We start from the raw sequence: 15,551 nt of genomic DNA on the forward strand, positions 1-15,551 counted from the left end.
GATCAGTGTGCGCGGGCACGACCGTGGCCGCCCACCGTGTAGATCGCTGCGGCGATGACGATCACCGTGCCCTCGATCAGCCCCTGGTAGTTGGCCCCGAGGTTCAGCATGTTGAAGCCGTTGGTCAGGGTGAACAGGAGCATCGCTCCTGCGAGCGTCTTGACCACGCTGCCCGCGCCGCCGAACAGCGAGGTGCCGCCCAGGATCGCCGAGGCGATGACCGTCAGCTCGGCACCCTGCAGCGCGGCCGGGTTGATGGACCGCAGGCGGCTGCCGAACATCACGCCTGCGAAGCCTGCGGCGGCGCTGCACAGGATGAACGCCGCCATCCGGTAACGCGTCACGTTGATGCCGGACAGGCGTGCCGCCTCGGGGTTGCCGCCCACGGCATACAGTTTGCGGCCGACGGTGGTGAAGGTGAGCACGAACCACACCAGCGAGGCGAAGATCAGCATGTAGATCACGGCCTTGGAGACGGACAGCTCCGATCCGCCCACCGCACCCACTGCGATCGCGCAGACCCCGCCCATCAGCATGCCAAGCGACGCGGGCGACAAGCCCCGGCCTTCGCGCCGCCTGCGCAGCGCCGCCGCGGCACCGGCGAATAACAGCACGGCGCCGATGCAGATCAGCGGCAGGCCGATCGCCACGCGGCCCGACTCGAAGGCGCGCATCGAGGCGATCACCTCGGGGCTCTCGACCGACAGGGAGCGGCCGTCGGTGTAGATCAGCACGATGCCGCGGATCGCCGTCAGCGTGCCGAGGGTGACGATGAAGGCATTGATGCCGACGTACTGCACGATGGCACCGTTGAGCAACCCTGCCAGTACGGCCACCAGCATTGCGGCACCGACCGCTGGCCAGAAGCCGATGGAGTCGGCCAAGCCGATCAGCACCGCTGCTGAAAGCGCTGCGACGGAAGCGACCGAAAGATCGAAATTGCCAGTGATCAGGATCACCGTCATTGCGATCGCCATCACGGCTGTCAGCGATGACTGATGCATCACGTTGGTGATGTTCTGCATGCTGAGGTAGCTGACCCGCCCTGTGTAGGCGCTCGCCACCGCCAGCACCAGCACCAGGATCAGCAGGGCGTAATAGACGCCCATCTCGCGCAGACCGAACACCCGTCGCCACTGCGTAGGCAGGGCCTGATGGACCGGCGCAGCCTCGCGCGGCGGCGCAACGGGCCGCGCTGTCGGATCGGAAGCGTGTGAGAGGTGGGAATTCGTCAGTGCCATGGCCGCTCAGTCTGTGTCAGTTGCGCGCCACCGGTGGGCGCAAGGCTCGGCTGGGCGCTCTGCCCGCCCGCCAGAAGGATGAGCTCGTGCTCGGAGGTGTCCTCGAGCGCCCGCTCCGCCACGCAGCGGCCGTCCCGCATCACCAGGATCCGGTCGCTCACCGCGAGCAGCTCCTCGAATTCGGACGAGACGATGAGCACTGTCATGCCTGCGGCGGACAGCTCGCGCACAAGCCGGAGGATGTCGGTCTTCGCGCCAATGTCGATGCCCGCTGTCGGTTCGTCGAGAAGGAATACCCGGATGTCGCTGAAGAGCCATTTGGCGATGGTCACCTTCTGCGCATTGCCGCCGCTCAGCTCGGTCACCAGCGCTTCGGGCGAAGGCGCCTTGATCTTCAGCTTGCGGATCGCCTCGGCGCCGCGCGCCACCTCATGGCGGCGCACCGGCAGCCAGCGGCGCCAGGAGACGCCGGCCAGAGCCGGCAGCGTGGTGTTGCGCCAGATCTCGAACTGCGGCACCAGGCCCTGGCGCGCGCGGTCCTCCGGCACCAGACCGATGCCAGCCTTCACCGCCGCCATGGTCGATCGGCCGACCGCGCGGCCCGCGATGGCGACGGTACCGGTGGCGTCGGGATCCGCGCCGAAGATGGCGTGCAGCAGCTCGCTGCGGCCCGAACCCAGCAGTCCCGCAATGCCGAGCACCTCGCCGGCCTTCAGCGTCAGCGAGATCGGCTGGAGCTTGCCCGGCGAAGCGAGCGAGCGCAATTCGAGCGCTACCGGTGCGTCCGGCCTGCGCGTCCTTGCGGAGGTCCGTTCCAGTGCCACCAGTTGCCGACCGACGATGGCCTCGGCGATGCGGGTTTCGTCCATGTCGCAGGTCTGCGCTCGCATGACGGCCTGGCCATCGCGCAGGATGGTGAGGCAATCGGTCAGGGCCACCACTTCATCGAGAAAGTGCGAGACGAACAGGATGGCCTTGTTCTCGACCCGGCTCAGGCGCCGCACGGTCTGGTAGACCACCTCGCGCTCGTCATTGGCCAGCGAGGCAGTGGGTTCGTCCAGCACGATCAGGTCGGCCCCGGTGCCCAGGGCCTGGAAGATCGAGACCATCTGGCGCTGCCCGATGGCGAGCTCGCCCACGAGACGGTCCGGGTCGAGCCGGTAACCGACTCGGTCGCAGAGCTCGTCGAAGCGCGAGCGATAGGCCGCATGACGGCGCCAGCGGCCTTCGTCGCCCAGGAAAACGTTCTCCAGCACCGACAGCGTCGGCACCAGGGGCACGTGCTGGTGGACGGTCGCCACGCCCATCGCGCTCGCTTCCCGCGGCGACGACCATTGAACCGACTCACCCTTCCACAGGATCTTGCCGCCGGACGCCGGGAAGGCCCCCGAGAGGATCTTGATGAGCGTGGATTTGCCAGCGCCGTTGGCTCCCAGCAGGCCGTGCACCATGCCGGGCTCGATCACCAGGTCGACACCGCGCAAGGCCACCACGGCCCCGTTCAGGAAGGCCTTGCTGAGTCCCTGCAGCTGCATCAGCGGGACATGCTGTGTCACCGGCATCGAACCCGCTCCTCGACGGTCAAGTGCTGCACCTCGGGATCACCACTCGGCCGGGCACGCGGCCAGGTTGTCCTTGGTGATCGCCGGCGTGTCGTACGAGATGTATTGGGCCTTCTTGGTGTTCTTGCCGGTCGCCGCGTCGTAGAGCGCCTTGGCCGCCAGCCGGCCGATCGTGGCGGGCTTGGTGCAGACCGAGCCGTCAATCTCGCCATTCTTGATGGCGTCATTGCCGAGCTTCGAGCCGCCGCCGGTCGAGACCAGCTTCACATTCGAGTTTGCGGCCCGGATCGCGCGCGAGCAGCCGAGGGCCATGTCGTCGGCGTGGCTGAAGAACAGATCGAGGTCGGGGTTCGCCGTCAGGATGTTCTGGCAGACCGCCTCGCCCTTGGCCGGCGTCCAGTCGGTCGGCTGCGAAGCCACGATCTGGAATTTCACGCCCGCCGCAGTCAGTGCCTTCTTGAAGCCTTCGGTGCGCTGCCGAACCACCGCGAAGCCGGGGGCACCCTCGATGATGCCGATCTTTACCGTGCGGCCCTTGGGCAGGAACTTCACGGCCAACTCGCCCGCACGCTCGCCGGCGACCACATCGTCGGTGATGACGAGCGCCGTGAGCTTGGAGTACACCTGCTTCACCGGTACCTTGTCGGTGTCACCGATCTGCGCGGCAGAGGCAACGAAATTGATCTTGGCATCCGTCGCCCGATCCACCCATCCCAGGGCCACCACCGAGTCGGTGGCGATGATGGTGATGCCATCCACCTTCTGCGCGATCAGGTCCTCGATGGCATTGCCCTGGCGCTCGACGCTGGCCCGCGCGTCGATCACGACGGTCTTGCAGCCCAGCTCCTTGCAAGCCTCCTGGAACCCCTTGCCCAGCGCCGCGTCGTAAGGGAACTGCATGCTGTTGGCCACATAGCCCAGCGTGATGTCCTTGGCGCCTGCCGCGCCTGCCACGAGCGCCAATGCAGCGGCGCCAATGGCCACCCCTAGCGTCTTGATCTCTTTCATGCCTGTCTCCAATTTGAATAGTTAAGTTTTACGTTGGCTGTCTCTTGCCGCACTCCGCCTGCCAACCACGCCGGAGCGGCCCATGCCAGTCATGCCCATCCACGGGCCGGCACGCCCTCTTCTCGAGTGCCCGGCTCTGCGGCAACCGCCCCGCTGGCAGACCGCCGTCCCAATCGACTGGGAGTCACTGGGGTCGGCGGATTATTTGCGCCGCCTCTGGTCAGGTCGAGTCGGTTTTTCTGGTGTCGAAGGTAAGCGCGCCTGAAGCACGCCGAGGGTTCGACCTCAGATGCCGGCGGTCTGTCCACCGTCCACCACCATGGCGTGACCGGTCACGAAAGCCGCCTCGTCGGAGCACAGCCAGAGCACCGTTGCTGCAATCTCTTCGGCCTTGCCCATGCGGCCGATCGGCTCCTGCGCGATCACCCTGGCGCGGCCCTCCAGCGTGCCCTGGGTGTAGCGCTCGATCATCTCGGTGTCGATGATGCCGGGGCACACGGCATTGATCCGGACCTTGGACTTGGCATATTCCAGGGCAGCCACCTTGCTGATGCTGGTGACGCCGAACTTGGACGCGCAATACGACGATTGCCCCTGGATGGCGAGCACGCCGGCTCCTGACGACGTGTTGACGATCGCGCCGCCGCCGCCCTGGACCATCAGCGGAATCTGGTACTTCATGCAGACGAAGACGCTGCGCAGGTTCACCCGGATGATGCGGTCCCAGACCTCTTCGCTGAGGTCGGCCAGCGAGGTGGCCGGCTGTTCGATGCCGGCGTTGTTGAAGGCGAAGTCGAGCCGGCCGAAAGTCCGCATCGCCTCGTCGAGCGCCCCGCGCACGGCGTCCCCGTTCGACACGTCGCAGCTGGCGGCCAATGCACGAGCGCCAAGTTGCTCAACGAGCCGCGCGGTCTCGCGGTTCGCCGGCTCGGCGATGTCCACCACGACCACGCTGGCCCCCTCGCGCGCGAAGGCCAGCGCCGTCGCCCGGCCGATGCCGCTGCCGGCGCCGGTCACGAAGGCCACCTTGCCGGCGTAGCGTGGCTGATGTGCAAGATCGATCATCTGATGCTCCTTGAGTGTGGGCAACGGCGGCGGCGCGGCTCGCCCCTGCCAAACGGAAATTGTGGTTGCCGGGCCGACGCCTGACTGGTCGCTTTTACTGCCGCCGACGGTCAGCAAATGCGACGCTCGGCACCGCGGCGCCGGCGCGGGCACCGTCAGGCCGCCTGGCGCGGGCAGTGGGCCACGGCGTCGTGAAGGATCATGTCCGCGCCCTTCTCGGCAATCATCATCGTGGGCGCATTGGTGTTGCCGGAGGTCACGTGCGGCATGATTGACGCGTCAACCACGCGCAGCCGCTCGACGCCCCGCACGCGCAGCCGCTCGTCGACCACGCCCAACGGGTCTGAGCCCATCTTGCAGGTGCCGGATGGATGCATCGCGGAGTTGCCGTGCTGTCGCAGGTAGTCGAGCAACGCAGCGTCGCTCTGCACTTCGCTCCCGGGCAGGATCTCCGACACGACCCGCGATGCGAGCGGCTCGGTGGCCAGGATGCGCCGGATCTGCCGCAGGCCGGAGATCACCGCGTCGATGTCGCCCTGGTGCGTCAGAAACTCCGGCTGCAGCAGCGGCGGCTGCAAGGGATCCGGCGAGCGCAGGCGGACGGTGCCGCTCACCGCAGGGCGCAGCCGGTAGACGGACGCGGCGATCGAGGGTTCGCGGTCAACCTCAACCAGGCCGTTGCCGTGGTAGGTGAAGGACATCGGCCTGAAGCTGATCTGCAGGTCGGCATGGTCCTCTTCGGGCCTGCTCTTGACGAACGCCGCCACCTGTGAAGACCCGAGGGCGAGATAGCCGGAGCGCGTCAACAGGTAGCGCAGGCCGGTCCAGTATTTCCGCGCGCCGGTGATCTCGTGGTTGTAGGAACTGTCCCGCGTCGACCGGTAGCTGGTGTGCACGTAGAAGTGATCCTGCAGGTTGCCGCCCACGCCTGGCGACAGCGCGACCGGCGAGATGCCGAAGCGCTGCAGTTCCTCGCCAGGCCCGATGCCGGAGAGCATCAGCAACTGCGGCGAGTTCACCGCTCCGGCCGACACGATCACCTCCCGCGTCGCCTGCAGGACGCGGGTTTCGCCGCCGGAGATCACCGAGACGCCGGTCGCCATTCGTCCGTCGAAGACGATCCGTTGCACCATGCAGCCGGTCCGCACCACCAGATTGGGACGCTGGGCCACCGGTTCCACATAGGCCATCCAGGCCGAGTGGCGCCGGCCGTGCTTGATGTTGTGCTGCATGAAGCCGACGCCATCGTGCAGGGCGCCGTTCATGTCGTCGGTGCGCGGGATGCCGTGGCGCTCGGCCGCGGCCACGAAGTCGGCGGACGCAGGGTGGCGGATCACCGGATCGCTGATCCAAAGCGGCCCGTCCTGGCCGCGGTAGGCGTCGCCACCACGCTCGAAGTGCTCCATGCGCTTGAAGTACGGCAGCACGTCGTCGAAGCCCCAGCCAGGGTTGCCGAGAGCACGCCAGGTATCGAAATCCTGGCGGTGGCCGCGGATGTAGACCATGCCGTTGATCGCGCTCGAGCCGCCGAGCCCCTTGCCGCGCGGCCAGTACATCCGGCGGTTCAGCATTTCGGGCATCGGTTCGGTGAAGTAGTTCCAGTTCAGCTTGTCGTGGAAATAGAGCTTGGCCATGCCCGCCGGTGTGCGGACCCAGAATTTGTCTGCCGGCGGGCCGGCTTCTAGCAGCAACACCCGGATCGCGGGATTGTCCGAGAGTCGCCGGGCCAGCACGCAGCCTGCCGAGCCGGCGCCGATGATGATGTAGTCGAAGGTCTCCATGCGGCGGATTCTCTGGATCGGTGTCCTGACTTGCCAATGAATAGAATCGATGCGTCCATCAGCAATCGCACATGTCCGATCTTCTCGAGACCATTCCCTGGGCCCGCCGGTTGAAGATCCGGCACCTGGAAGTGTTCCTCGCACTCGACGAAACCGGCAGCATGACCGCTGCCGCCGGGCAACTCCACATGACTCAGCCAGCGCTGTCGCACTGGCTGGCCGACCTGGAAGAGGCCATCGGTCAGCCCTTGTTCGTGCGCGGACGCCGGCTTTCGCTGACGCCGGATGGCGAGGTGCTGCGCGCGCATGCCTCGCGCATGCTGGGCGACGTGCGCCGAACGCACGCCGATTTCCTGGCCCTGCACGCCGGGCTGCAGGGGCGGCTGCGAGTGGGCACCGGTCTGCCGCGGGTCTTGTTGCCGCGCGCCATCGCACGGCTGCAGCAGAAACAGCCCGGCATCTTCGTGTCGGTGGTCGAAGCATCGTTGTCGGAACTGCTGGAACAGCTGGCGCGGCGAGAGATCGACCTCATCATCGGCGCGCTCAGCGCCCAGGCCCTGGCCTCGGGCTTTGCCACCGCGCCGCTGCGCGCCGACAGCCTGCAGGTCGTGGCACGCAGCGGCCATGCATTGCTCGGCCCGGCCGGCGCCAGCTGGGCGTCGATGGACCGCCATCCCTGGCTGCTGCCGCCTGCCGGCTCGGTCATGCGGGCAGCGTTCGACGAAGCTTTCGCGATGCAGAAGCAGCGGCCGCCGGTACCTTGTGTCGAAGCCGGGTCGTCGATCCGGGTGCAACTGCTGCTGGAGGAGCGCGACTACCTCACCATCCTCAGCGCTGCGGAGCTGCAGCTCTATCGGCCGCTCGGGCTGATCCAGCGCGTGCCGCTGAGCCCGGCGATCCCCTCGCCGGACATCGGCGCGATCTGGGAGCCGGCGCTCGGCAGCCGCCTGGTCGCGCACTTCGTGGAGGCGCTGCGCAGCGAGTCGCTCGACCTGGGCGGTGCCGACTGACCCGGCGGGGGCGCACAGCGTCAGCGGCACTTACCGTCGCCGCCAAAAGAACCGACTCGACCCGCGTCGACACGGCCGCGACAATTTGGCCGTCGTGTCGTCCGGCGGTCTTCGCGGGCGACACCGGCTTTCCAGGAGCATCGAATGCAAGTCGGGTATATCGGTCTGGGCGCGATGGGCGGCGCCCTCGCGCGTCATCTGTTGGACAAACACAGCTTGAGCGTCCTCGACCTCAACCCTGCGGTGGTCGCCACCTTCGAGCAGCTGGGCGCGCGCGCAGCGCCGTCGGCCAAGGCGTTGGCAAAGGGCTGCGAGGTGGTGCTGCTGTGCCTGCCACGCAGCGTTGACGTGGAGCGGGTACTGTTCGGGCCGGACGGGCTGGCAGAGGGCCTGTCGCCGGGTGCGATCGTGGTCGACCAGACCAGCGGCGTGCCGGGCGAGACACGCCGCTTCGCCAGCCGCCTGGCCGAACAGGGCGTGGACCTGATCGATGCGCCGGTGTCGGGCGCCATGGCCACGGCCATCGCCGGCACGGTGTCCATCATCGCCTCTGGCCCCGAGCCGGTGTACGCCAAGGTGCTACCGGTCCTGAAAGCCATCAGCCCGAACGTCTTCTATTGCGGCGGACGGGTCGGCAACGGCCAGACCATGAAGGCGGTCAACAACATGATGAACGCCGGCTGCCGCCTGGCTACGCTGGAGGCGGTGGCCATGGGCCGCAAGTTCGGCCTGCCGCTGGAGGCCATGACCGAGGCGCTGAACCACACCACCGGGCGCAACTTCACCACGCAGGGCATGCTGGTGGCGATCGCCGAAGGCCGGCAGTCGACCAAGTTCGGTCTGGGGTTGCAGGTCAAGGACGTCAACCAGGCGCTGTCGATGGGCATGGCCCGGGGCGTGCCGATGCCGGTCTCGGACATCGTTCGCGGCCTGCTGCAGATTGGCCTGAACACGCTGGGCGAGCAGGCCCAGCTCGAAGACATGATCCGGGTCGTCGAATCGATGGCCGACGCACGCTTTACCGGCGCCCCCCTGGCATCCCCCGCTCATTGAGGCTCAGAACATGAACGTAGGCATTGTGGGCAGCAGCCCGTTGGCAGCCGTGGTGGCACACCGCCTCTTGAAGGCATTCCGTGTTCACGTGCTGGCGCCGGAGTGGCCGGCCGAGCACCTTCAGCGCGAGATCGTGCCGGTGCAGGATCTGGCCGCCTTGTCGCAGCAGTGCCGCGTGCTGCTGGTCTGCGCAGCTTCGGCCGCGCTGCACGACACCGCGGGCTTCGGTGCCCGGCTGCCGAGCGGCACGACGGTGGTCGACCTGAGTTCTGGCGATCCGGCCGACGCCAAGGCCCTGGCGGCCGCGCTTCAGCAGCGGGGCATCGGCTTCGTCGACGCCCCGCTGCACTGCGAATCGCACGCGGCCCTGCCGGAGGCATCGGCCATCACCTGCGGCGGCCCGGCGGGCGCAGTGGCGGCGGTGCGTCCGCTGCTGGAAGCCATTTGCCCAAAGGTGATCGACTTCGGCGATGCCGGCAACGGCCGGGCTGCGGCGCTGGTGGTGGCCACGGTCGCCGCGGCCAACCGCTTGGTGACTTACGAAACCGCGGCGATGGGCTTTTGCAACGGCTTGTCGGTCGAAGACATGGGCACGGTGCTGACGCGATGCTCCGGCAACAACAGCGGCACGGTGCGGCTGCTGCCGGCCATCGCCGCCGGCCGCACCACGGCGGACGTGCCCTTGCGCAGCGTGGTCGCGGACCTCACGTTGGCATCGCAGCTGGCCGCAAAGGTCGGTGCGCCGATGATGATCGGCAACCTGGTTCGCAGCCTGCTGCAGGCCGAGTCGAACCGGCTCGGCTCGGCGGCGGCGCTGGACGACACCTTCAGCCGGTTCCACGACGCCACCCGCCAGAGCGCCGACAGGGCCCAGGCTGTAGCGTAGGCGCTGACCGCGGGCTCGCGCGGGACCGCCGAAGCCAGCCGCCATCCGACACTTGCAAGGACGCCGTTGGAACTCCGTCAACTGCGCTACTTCGTCAGCGTGATCGAGCTCGGCAGCCTCGGCCGCGCGGCCAAGGAGCTGGGCGTGGTGACGTCCGCACTGAGCCAGCAACTGAGCCGGCTCGAGAGCGAACTGAGCACGCGGCTGTTGCACCGCTCGGCCGCCGGCACCCGCGCCACCGACGCGGGCATGGCCTTCTACAAGCAGGCCCAGCTGACCCTGCGGCATGCCGACGACGCGGTGCGCGCGGCCCAGCAGGCGCGGCTGTCGGGCCATGTGAGCCTGGGCCTGGCGTCGTCTACCGCGGCGATGCTCGCCATGCCGCTGATCACCGCGATGCGCGAGCGTTACCCCGACGTGCGCCTGCGACTGGTGGAAAGCCTGTCCGGCAACCTGACGGCGATGTTGAACGCACGCCAGCTCGACATGGCCGTGCTGTTCGACCCCGGTTCTGCACAGCGCTGGACGCTGCTGCCGCTGCTCGAGGAACGGCTGTTCTTCATCGGCTCAGCGGAGCTGCCGGGCCTGCAGGCGCTGCACGGCCGGGCGCGCCTCGCCGTGGCGGACATCGCCGGCCTGCCGCTGGTGCTGCCGAGCCGGCCGCACGGACTGCGAGCGGCCGTCGACAGCGCCTTCGCGCGCGCGCGCTGCGAGCCCCGGGTGGTGCTGGAAGTCGACGGCTTGGCGGTGCTGATGGACGCCGTGCGCGCAGGGATCGCCGCCACGGTGCAGCCGGGCGCCGCGACGGCGCGGTTGCCGCAGGACGCCCTGGTGCGGATCGAGATCGCCGACGACCAGGCCAGGCGCCTGAACACCCTGGCCAGCCTCGGCGACGACGAGCTGTCGCCCGCGGCGCTGGCCACCCGCATCGTCCTGCGCGACGTGGCGGCGGCGACAATCTCGGCGGGCCTCTGGCCCGGCGCCACCCTTCACGCTTCGTGAAGACCCATTGCCACCGCTCCCTCTAGCCGTGCCTCGGCGCCCTTCCTAGACTGCCGCTCATGACTGAAGCCATGTTCGACGTGTTGGTGATCGGGGGCGGCAATGCGGCTCTGTGCGCAGCGCTGATGGCGCGCGAGGCCGGCGCCTCGGTGCTGCTGCTCGAGGCCTCTCCGCGCGAATGGCGCGGCGGCAATTCGCAGCACACCCGCAACCTGCGCTGCATGCACGACGCACCGCAGGACGTGCTGGCCGACGCCTACCCGGAGGAGGAGTACTGGCAGGACCTGCTCAAGGTGACCGGCGGCGCCACCGACGAGGCACTGGCTCGCCTGGTGATTCGGGCCTCGTCCACCTGCCGGCCCTGGATGCGGCAGCACGGCGTGCGCTTCCAGCCGTCCTTGTCCGGTGCGCTGCACACGGCGCGCACCAACGCCTTTTTCATGGGCGGCGGCAAGGCGCTTGTCAACGCCTACTACCGCAGCGCGGAACGGCTGGGCGTGGAAGTGCGCTACGACACGCCGGTCGATCGCCTCGAGCTGCGTGACGGCAGATTCTCGGCAGCGTACTCGGGCACCCGGCGCTTCAGCGCGCGCAGCTGCGTGCTCGCCGCCGGCGGCTTCGAATCCAACCGCGAATGGCTTCGCGAAGCCTGGGGCATGAACGAGCGCGGCGAACACCCGGCCGACAACTTCCTGATCCGCGGCACCCGCTTCAACACCGGCACCCTGCTGCGCTTCATGATCGATGCCGGTGCCGACACCATCGGTGACGCGACGCAAGCGCACATGGTCGCCATCGACGCCCGTGCGCCGCTCTACGACGGCGGCATCTGCACCCGCATCGACTGCGTCTCGCTCGGGTTGGTGGTGAACCGCGACGCCGAACGCTTCTACGACGAGGGCGAGGACTTCTGGCCCAAGCGCTATGCCATCTGGGGCCGGCTGGTCGCGCAGCAGCCGGGCCAGGTCGCGTTCTCGATCATCGATGCCAAGGCACAGGGTCGATTCATGCCGCCGGTGTTCCCCGGCACCCGGGCCCAGACCCTGCCCGAACTTGCACAGGCGCTCGGGCTCGACGTGGCCGCCTTCATGAAGACGCTCGACGCCTACAACGCGGCCTGCCAGCCCGGGACCTTCGACCACACCGCGCTGGACGACTGCCACACCGTGGGCCTCGCGCCCCCCAAAACCCACTGGGCCCGGCGCATCGACACCCCGCCCTACCACGCCTATGCCTTGCGCCCCGGCGTGACCTTCACCTACCTCGGCTTGAAGGTCGACGAAACCGCCGCGGTGCGTTTCGGCGGCCGCACCAGTCCCAACCTCTTCGTCGCCGGCGAGATGATGGCCGGCAATGTCTTGGGCAAGGGCTACACCGCCGGCGTCGGCATGAGCATCGGCACGGCCTTCGGCCGCATCGCCGGCACCCGCGCTGCGCAGTCAGCCCTTCAGGAGAACGTCCGTGCAGCAGCTTGAAACCTTGGTGCGCGAGGCCTCCGAGCTCGCCAACGGCCACCGCGTCATTCCGCTGCAGGTCCTCACCGACAACGAGACCGAGGTCGCGCGCGTCCTGCAGATCTGCAATGCCTGCCGTTATTGCGAGGGCTTCTGCGGCGTGTTCCCGGCGATGACGCGGCGGCTGGAATTCGGCAAGAACGACGTCAACTTCCTGGCCAACCTGTGCCACAACTGCGGTGCCTGCCTGCATGCCTGCCAATACGCGCCGCCACACGAGTTCGGCGTCAACGTTCCGCAGGCCATGGCGAAGGTCCGGCTGGACACGTACTCCCAGTACGCCTGGCCACCCGCCCTGGGAGGGCTCTATCGGCGCAACGGCCTGACGCTGTCGCTGGCGATGACCGCGGGGCTGGCCTTGTTCCTGATGCTCACCGTGGCCTCGACCGGCAGCCTGTGGGGCGCCGTGGACAGCAACTTCTACGGCATCTTCCCGCACAACACGCTCGTCGGCCTGTTCGCACCGATCTTCCTGTTCGCGGTGCTGGCCCTCGGCATGGGCGTTCGGAAGTTCTGGCACGAGGAGTCGCCCGGGCCGACATCGGCGCCTGCGATCACGGAGTCGGTCCGCAATGCGCTGACGCTCAAGTACCTGGACGGCGGCCATGGCGACGGCTGCAACAACGAGGACGACCGCTTCACCCTCCTACGGCGGCGCTTCCATCACCTGACCTTCTACGGCTTCATGCTCTGCTTCGCCGCCACCAGCGTGGCCACGCTCTACCACTATGCGCTGAACATGCCGGCCCCCTACGGCTACACCAGCCTGCCCAAGCTGCTTGGCATCACCGGTGGGCTTGCTCTGGTGGCGGGCACCGCGGGGCTGTTCTACCTGAACCTGCGGCGCCATCCGCTGCAACAGGACGCGGCGCAGAAGCCGATGGACCGTGGCTTCATCGCGCTGCTGTTCGTCACCGGCGCGAGCGGCTTGGCGCTGATGCTTGCCAAAGGCACGGGCGCCCTGCCGCTGGCGCTGTGTATTCATCTGGGATCGGTGATGGCGCTGTTTGCCACCATGCCCTACGGCAAGTTCGCGCACGGCATTTTCCGTGCTGCCGCATTGCTCAAGTGGTCGATCGAGCGCCGCCAGCCGAGCAGGCTTCAGTTGGGCGACGACTGACCCCTGCAGCCGATAGCCGGTGTCGACCAATGCAATGTGTGACGCCAACGTCCCACCGGATGGCAGGACAGTACAGTGACCGGCGAGCAGTACCTGCCGAGCCCCGGCCGTGAAACTCCACGGCAGCTCACGGCAGTCGAAAAGCCGCGACCTCAGAGCGATGTCAGCGGCTCGCGCAATGCCTCAATGACCACCGTCAGTGCACGCGTCGGGTTTCGCCGCCTCGAATAGCAGGCATGCAGCCCAGGGAACAACGGGCACCACTCCTGCATGACGGAGACGAGACGCCCGGCCTCGACGTGGCGCCGCGCCAGGTCGGCCGTGACGAAGACGAGGGCGTGGCCGGACAGGGCGGCCTGGAGCATCGGATAGACGCTCGTGAAAACCGTCTGGCCGGTGACTTTCGCCTCGGTCTTGCGGCCCTTGTGCTCGAGCGCCCAGCCGCAGATGCCGCCGCCGCTTGTCGGGCGCAGTGTGATGCAGTTGTGTCGCAGCAGATCCTGCGACGTGCACGGCACGCCGCGCACTGCGAGGTATCCCGGAGAAGCGACGATGACCATGGGTTGTTCAGCGGTCATGCGGACGGCGATCATGTCCCTCTCGACCTGGTTACCCCAGCGAACGCCAATGTCATAGCGATCTGCGTCGATGTCGACCATGCGGTAGTCAGCGCTGATCTCGATCTTGAGTTCGGGATACCTTTGAAGCAGTGGATCCAGGCGTGGCCACATGACGGAATTCAGCACATGGTCAATCGCTGTGATGCGGATCGTGCCGCCGACCTTGGAGCGTCGATCCGTTGTAGGAGCGGGCAGTGTATTGGGGCGGTTCTGGGCTTTGATTGATTTCTCAATCCAAGGCCCCCGCCAGGCCGCCGGAGGCTCCCCCGCCCGCGACGTGTGCGCATCAACCCGTCAGAGCGGGCACTCGCCGGAATAGCGCCTGGCGTGCCTCGTTGAGTTCCTCGGCGGCCTGCAAGTCGCTCAACGCCGTGGCCTACTCGCGCAGGTGTGCCAGCGTCATGCCCTCAAGCAGGCCCTGGGTCGCCTCGGGCAAGCTGGCCAGCTTGTCCAGCGGCGTCATCGCGTCCTGGGGCCTGTAGACCCGCTTGATGCGCCCCGGCTTTTTCGGGTCGGGTTTACCGGTCGAGAACAGGCATGGCCGGTGGAAGTTCAGGAACGAGTAGGCGCTGGACGGCAAGGCCGTGATCTGGATGGAGCGGGAGACGGACGCGCAGTACCAGGTCGGCCCGCCCGCCGCGGCCGCCGATCCGCTGCCCCCTTGAGCCTCGCGCCCTCAGGCAGATTCCGGCTCCCGCAGGCCCTCGATCACCGCGGCCAGCGCGCGTGTCGGGTGGCGGCGGCTGGTGTAGTACGCATGCAGGCCGGGAAAAGACGGGCACCACTCGGCCATCACCTGCTTCAAACGGCCGGCCTGGAGGTGGGGCTGCACCATGTCGGCCGTCAGGAAGGCCAGCCCATGCCCCGACAAGGCCGCCTTCAGCATCGGGAACACACTGGTGAAGATGGTCTGCCCCGTCACCTTCGCTTCGGTGGGGCGGCCTTCGTGCGCCAGCTCCCAGGCATAGAGGCCCCCGCTGCTGGCCAGCCGCAGCGTGATGCAGTTGTGGCGCAGCAGGTCCTGCGGCGTGCGCGGCAGGCCACGCTCGGCCAGGTAGCCGGGCGAGCCGACGATGGCCATCGGCTGGTCGGCCGTCATGCGCACGGCGATCATGTCCTTCTCGACCTGGTCTCCCCAGCGGATGCCGATGTCGTAGCGCTCGGCCACGATGTCGATCATGCGGTACTCGCTGTCGATCTCGATATTGAGGTCCGGGTAGCGGTGCAACAGCCCTTCGAGCCTCGGCCACACCACGGAATCGACCACATGGTCGATGGCGGTGATGCGGATGGTGCCCGCCACCTTCTCGCCAAGCTCGCTCACGGAGGCCAGTGCGGCTTCGATCTCCGCCAGCCGTGGCGCGATGGAGCGCATGAGCCGCTCGCCGGCCTCGGTCATGCCGACGCTGCGCGTGGTGCGCGTCAGCAATCGCACCCCCAGCCGGGCTTCCAGAGCCCGCACGGAGTGGCTGAGCGCGGACTGCGACACCCCCCGCTTCGCGGCGGCGCGGGTGAAGCTGCGTTCGCTCGCCACGGCGAGGAAGTTGGTGATGTCATTAATGTGATCCAGCATGGTAGGCGAGGTTCTGGCTTGTCATTGGCCTGCCCGAATGGTGGCATGCGCATTCATGAATCACAACTCATAGGCGCATGCCGTTTGGCATGCGCCTGCGAGCTACCTTATGCCTA

At 67.8% G+C, this 15,551-nt stretch carries 14 protein-coding genes; 6 read left to right on the forward strand and 8 right to left on the reverse strand.

What is annotated here, in order from left to right:
* Positions 1–2: 2 nt before the first annotated feature.
* The 5 genes from ACAH41_RS18510 to ACAH41_RS18530 all read right to left on the reverse strand — a co-directional run bounded on the left by ACAH41_RS18510 (position 3) and on the right by ACAH41_RS18530 (position 6,657).
* Complete coding sequence (locus ACAH41_RS18510) at positions 3–1,241, reverse strand: ABC transporter permease (RefSeq protein WP_325648426.1); 1,239 nt, start codon at positions 1,239–1,241, stop codon at positions 3–5.
* Entirely contained in the window at positions 1,232–2,803 is a 1,572-nt protein-coding gene (locus tag ACAH41_RS18515) for a sugar ABC transporter ATP-binding protein (RefSeq protein ID WP_325648428.1), read from the reverse strand. The genes ACAH41_RS18510 and ACAH41_RS18515 overlap by 10 nt, the downstream gene beginning before the upstream one ends.
* Positions 2,804–2,842: 39 nt before the next feature.
* Positions 2,843–3,811, reverse strand: a complete 969-nt coding sequence (locus tag ACAH41_RS18520; protein ID WP_141286335.1) for a sugar ABC transporter substrate-binding protein — start codon at positions 3,809–3,811, stop codon at positions 2,843–2,845.
* Positions 3,812–4,096: 285 nt separating this feature from the next.
* Positions 4,097–4,900 carry a glucose 1-dehydrogenase gene (locus ACAH41_RS18525; RefSeq protein ID WP_325648431.1) on the reverse strand — a complete coding sequence of 268 codons (804 nt, stop codon included), beginning with the start codon at positions 4,898–4,900 and terminating at the stop codon, positions 4,097–4,099.
* A gap of 131 nt (positions 4,901–5,031) precedes the next feature.
* Complete coding sequence (locus ACAH41_RS18530; protein WP_325648433.1) at positions 5,032–6,657, reverse strand: GMC family oxidoreductase N-terminal domain-containing protein; 1,626 nt, start codon at positions 6,655–6,657, stop codon at positions 5,032–5,034.
* A 71-nt stretch (positions 6,658–6,728) separates the two neighbouring features.
* Here ACAH41_RS18530 and ACAH41_RS18535 point away from each other — a divergent pair, with 71 nt between their 5' ends.
* From ACAH41_RS18535 to tcuB, 6 genes are all read left to right on the forward strand, one after another.
* Entirely contained in the window at positions 6,729–7,667 is a 939-nt protein-coding gene (locus ACAH41_RS18535) for a LysR substrate-binding domain-containing protein (protein ID WP_325648435.1), read from the forward strand.
* A gap of 144 nt (positions 7,668–7,811) precedes the next feature.
* The gene (locus ACAH41_RS18540) at positions 7,812–8,720 is read left to right on the forward strand and encodes an NAD(P)-dependent oxidoreductase (RefSeq protein WP_325648437.1); all 909 of its coding nucleotides are present in this window, start codon (positions 7,812–7,814) and stop codon (positions 8,718–8,720) included.
* Between the two features lie 10 nt (positions 8,721–8,730).
* Positions 8,731–9,606, forward strand: a complete 876-nt coding sequence (locus ACAH41_RS18545) for an NAD(P)-binding domain-containing protein (protein ID WP_325648438.1) — start codon at positions 8,731–8,733, stop codon at positions 9,604–9,606.
* A 66-nt stretch (positions 9,607–9,672) separates the two neighbouring features.
* The gene (locus tag ACAH41_RS18550) at positions 9,673–10,608 is read left to right on the forward strand and encodes a LysR substrate-binding domain-containing protein (protein ID WP_325648439.1); all 936 of its coding nucleotides are present in this window, start codon (positions 9,673–9,675) and stop codon (positions 10,606–10,608) included.
* A 71-nt stretch (positions 10,609–10,679) separates the two neighbouring features.
* Positions 10,680–12,083, forward strand: coding sequence for an FAD-dependent tricarballylate dehydrogenase TcuA (tcuA, locus tag ACAH41_RS18555; protein WP_325648732.1), 1,404 nt, complete (start codon positions 10,680–10,682; stop codon positions 12,081–12,083).
* Entirely contained in the window at positions 12,070–13,242 is a 1,173-nt protein-coding gene (tcuB, locus tag ACAH41_RS18560) for a tricarballylate utilization 4Fe-4S protein TcuB (protein ID WP_325648441.1), read from the forward strand. The genes tcuA and tcuB overlap by 14 nt, the downstream gene beginning before the upstream one ends.
* A gap of 152 nt (positions 13,243–13,394) precedes the next feature.
* Here tcuB and ACAH41_RS18565 read toward each other — a convergent pair whose 3' ends face one another.
* The 3 genes from ACAH41_RS18565 to ACAH41_RS18575 all read right to left on the reverse strand — a co-directional run bounded on the left by ACAH41_RS18565 (position 13,395) and on the right by ACAH41_RS18575 (position 15,435).
* Positions 13,395–14,096 carry a LysR substrate-binding domain-containing protein gene (locus ACAH41_RS18565; protein ID WP_141284383.1) on the reverse strand — a complete coding sequence of 234 codons (702 nt, stop codon included), beginning with the start codon at positions 14,094–14,096 and terminating at the stop codon, positions 13,395–13,397.
* 142 nt (positions 14,097–14,238) lie between these two features.
* A complete protein-coding gene (locus tag ACAH41_RS18570) occupies positions 14,239–14,442 on the reverse strand; it encodes a hypothetical protein (protein ID WP_325648443.1) in 204 nt (67 codons plus the stop codon).
* A gap of 96 nt (positions 14,443–14,538) precedes the next feature.
* Positions 14,539–15,435, reverse strand: coding sequence for a LysR family transcriptional regulator (locus ACAH41_RS18575; RefSeq protein WP_141284387.1), 897 nt, complete (start codon positions 15,433–15,435; stop codon positions 14,539–14,541).
* Positions 15,436–15,551: the final 116 nt, after the last annotated feature.

Source organism: Ideonella sp. (genome assembly GCF_041287625.1).
Taxonomy (GTDB): Bacteria; Pseudomonadota; Gammaproteobacteria; order Burkholderiales; family Burkholderiaceae_C; genus Ideonella.

What these genes read in the sequence shown, in the direction of transcription:
- ACAH41_RS18510 (WP_325648426.1), bottom strand. Translation starts at nt 1,241, where the DNA reads ATGGCACTGACGAATTCCCACCTCTCACACGCTTCCGATCCGACAGCG.
- ACAH41_RS18515 (WP_325648428.1), bottom strand. Translation starts at nt 2,803, where the DNA reads ATGCCGGTGACACAGCATGTCCCGCTGATGCAGCTGCAGGGACTCAGC.
- ACAH41_RS18520 (WP_141286335.1), bottom strand. Translation starts at nt 3,811, where the DNA reads ATGAAAGAGATCAAGACGCTAGGGGTGGCCATTGGCGCCGCTGCATTG.
- ACAH41_RS18530 (WP_325648433.1), bottom strand. Translation starts at nt 6,657, where the DNA reads ATGGAGACCTTCGACTACATCATCATCGGCGCCGGCTCGGCAGGCTGC.
- ACAH41_RS18535 (WP_325648435.1), top strand. Translation starts at nt 6,729, where the DNA reads ATGTCCGATCTTCTCGAGACCATTCCCTGGGCCCGCCGGTTGAAGATC.
- ACAH41_RS18540 (WP_325648437.1), top strand. Translation starts at nt 7,812, where the DNA reads ATGCAAGTCGGGTATATCGGTCTGGGCGCGATGGGCGGCGCCCTCGCG.
- ACAH41_RS18545 (WP_325648438.1), top strand. Translation starts at nt 8,731, where the DNA reads ATGAACGTAGGCATTGTGGGCAGCAGCCCGTTGGCAGCCGTGGTGGCA.
- tcuA (WP_325648732.1), top strand. Translation starts at nt 10,680, where the DNA reads ATGTTCGACGTGTTGGTGATCGGGGGCGGCAATGCGGCTCTGTGCGCA.
- ACAH41_RS18575 (WP_141284387.1), bottom strand. Translation starts at nt 15,435, where the DNA reads ATGCTGGATCACATTAATGACATCACCAACTTCCTCGCCGTGGCGAGC.